A 2,310-nucleotide genomic window follows, 5' to 3' on the forward strand; every position below is an offset into this window, starting at 1 on the left:
CCACTTCAAAGGTTGAAAAGCCTTTAACGTTGCCAAAATGAGTTTGCCAGAAATCTGCGCGTTGGTGGTTGGGAACCGATGTCATTGCGATTGTGCCAGTATTCATAAAAATAACCTTGATATTAGTGATATTGAAGGGAATAAAAAACGGCAGACTCGCTCGTCTGCCGTATGTCTATTGGATAGAATGTAAATCGAAGGGGCTAGTGTGCTTTAAAGAAGGTATTCAGCAGTTTATCCAGTGCACCACCAAGTAAATCAGCACAGGCCAATATTGTGCCTAACCGTGCTGCCTGTATTTCTGCATCGGAATACTGCCCCGTTTGAGCCATTTTTTCGGCAATGGTTTGTTGTGCATATTTTGTCGCGTAGACTAGTGATACAACACTGGCGGTGGTGGCCATGAGTTTTAAAATTGACATGTTTTTCCTTAATGAAAAAAGCCAACCGTGAGGCTGGCTTAATGTGGATAAATGATTAACGACACGTTATTGTGGACCTGACCAACCGTCACTCTTTAAGCTCAAGAAGGAATCACATCGTGCTTCTCCCACTTTACAAATGCGGGTGGCAACAGACTTTGGTGGCCATTTTTGATTGCCTTCATACTCCAAACCGTTATTATCGACACAAGCAATTTTTAGCCAATTAGCCGCTGCACCTCGATTGTAATAAACGCTGCTGATGCAGGTCATGGCAGTGGGGGCGGGTTTATCTTTGGTTTGTTGATAAGAGCCATAAGGGTAAAGCTCACCGTGTGGATAAATGGGGTAGTAAGGGCGATTGGATTTATCATTTAGCGCCTTTAACGTTTTGCCATAAGCTGGCGTGAGGTAGTAGGTGTAACGGTCAGGTTGAATTTCCCCGCGTAACGTGACGGCTTGTGCGGCCGTACTGACGGCGAGTGTCAGCAACAGGCTGGATAATAGAGGATATTTTAGTTTATTTATCACTGAAGTAACTCCTTTTAGAATATATTGGAATGAGATTGTTAATAAAGCAACGATTGACCCAGGAATGAAGCTTACATATGGTCAACACAGTCTTGATAATCGGTATCGGCGAGTGCCTCAGCGAGACCTTTTGCCGAAAAGGGCTGGGAATCAATTTGTAAAGACGTAAATTGTAAAGTGTCGGTGTCTTTCGTTTGCTTAAGGGCATGGAATAAGGTTTTATCCGGTCCAACGGTATCTTCAAATGCGCTAGGAAAAAAATCGTACGCGGTATCGTTGATACGCAGCTGCATGCCTTGAACGAAGTAATCAGAGCCAACGGGCTCCGTAAAATCCGGCGCGTTCAGTTGGACACGAAACGCTTTATTCGTGCAGGTTAACGTGAGGGTTTCACCTGCTTCATTTTGCGTTGTCAGCGCCCATGCCATCGCGGTACTGCCATACCAATCCCCCCACTCTTCATCTAAAATTAGACTGTGTGCGGCGGGCGATAAAAAGAGTAAGGTACTGGTAATAAAGGGCACTCCCCACTTAAGCGGGAAAAGGCGTGTTTTTAATGGCTGCGTCATCGTGTCTCCTTGATGGTTAAGTTTGATGGGGATGCAATATCCCTTTGATATATTGAAAATGGGGTAAAGCCTGTATAAAAGCGCGCTCAGTCATACGTTGTAATAAGGCAGTGTCGGGCTTAAAGTGCCGGGCACTGAGCCCCACATCACGCAGATGTAGCAACTCAACCGCATGAATAAGGCCATTCATCACGCCGCAGACATACCAATGCCCATTAAAATAAGTGAGCTTATACGGTGCGACCCAATGCGTGGTTTTTCCCCCAATCTCATAATGAATAAACCGGTTATCCAAAATGGCTTGTGTGATTAAAGCAAAGCCGCCGTACACGGACGGCAAGGCTTTGGGCGGTGCGTGATAGACTACATACGGGGAGCCTTGCGCGTGCCGACTCAATAATAACGACAGCAATTTGCGGTCAAGCACCGGAAAAAGCGGAGTAATATCGGTAATCTGGGCAAACTGCAAAATATCACTGTCAGTACGTAAGGCGGATTGTCCGCCCGCAAGACGATAGCCTTCCTCCTGTTGTTCAATGTCCAAATAGACCAAACGTTCATGAAAATCCCGCTGTATGGTACGCAGGGACACATTAAATTCAGTCGCTAAAACTCGGGGTGATAACGTTTCTCCTTTAAATAAATGGGTCAGGATATACGCCAGCCGATGAACTAATCGGTCATGGCGAGGTGACGGTTGTGCCATATTCGGTTTCCTACCAGCGATAACACAAAAGGGCTTAAGCGTGGGCTTAGGCCGGTGAAAGGGACTTTTGGCGCAGATACGC

At 46.0% G+C, this 2,310-nt stretch carries 4 protein-coding genes; all 4 read right to left on the minus strand.

Annotation, left to right across the window (positions count from 1 at the left end):
* Positions 1-203: 203 nt before the first annotated feature.
* The 4 genes from PSE69_RS19775 to PSE69_RS19790 all read right to left on the minus strand — a co-directional run bounded on the left by PSE69_RS19775 (position 204) and on the right by PSE69_RS19790 (position 2,228).
* Entirely contained in the window at positions 204-422 is a 219-nt protein-coding gene (locus PSE69_RS19775) for a hypothetical protein (RefSeq protein WP_004916951.1), read from the minus strand.
* A 66-nt stretch (positions 423-488) separates the two neighbouring features.
* The gene (locus PSE69_RS19780) at positions 489-953 is read right to left on the minus strand and encodes a hypothetical protein (RefSeq protein WP_272675351.1); all 465 of its coding nucleotides are present in this window, start codon (positions 951-953) and stop codon (positions 489-491) included.
* A 71-nt stretch (positions 954-1,024) separates the two neighbouring features.
* Positions 1,025-1,522, minus strand: coding sequence for a hypothetical protein (locus PSE69_RS19785; RefSeq protein ID WP_272675352.1), 498 nt, complete (start codon positions 1,520-1,522; stop codon positions 1,025-1,027).
* A gap of 16 nt (positions 1,523-1,538) precedes the next feature.
* Complete coding sequence (locus tag PSE69_RS19790; RefSeq protein WP_272675353.1) at positions 1,539-2,228, minus strand: helix-turn-helix transcriptional regulator; 690 nt, start codon at positions 2,226-2,228, stop codon at positions 1,539-1,541.
* Positions 2,229-2,310 lie beyond the last annotated feature (82 nt).

Origin of the sequence: Providencia sp. PROV122 (assembly GCF_028482365.1) — a bacterium.
In the GTDB taxonomy this organism is placed as follows: domain Bacteria; phylum Pseudomonadota; class Gammaproteobacteria; order Enterobacterales; family Enterobacteriaceae; genus Providencia; species Providencia stuartii.

Coding starts and splice junctions, on each gene's coding strand:
- PSE69_RS19775 (WP_004916951.1), bottom strand. CDS start 422: ATGTCAATTTTAAAACTCATGGCCACCACCGCCAGTGTTGTATCACTA.
- PSE69_RS19785 (WP_272675352.1), bottom strand. CDS start 1,522: ATGACGCAGCCATTAAAAACACGCCTTTTCCCGCTTAAGTGGGGAGTG.
- PSE69_RS19790 (WP_272675353.1), bottom strand. CDS start 2,228: ATGGCACAACCGTCACCTCGCCATGACCGATTAGTTCATCGGCTGGCG.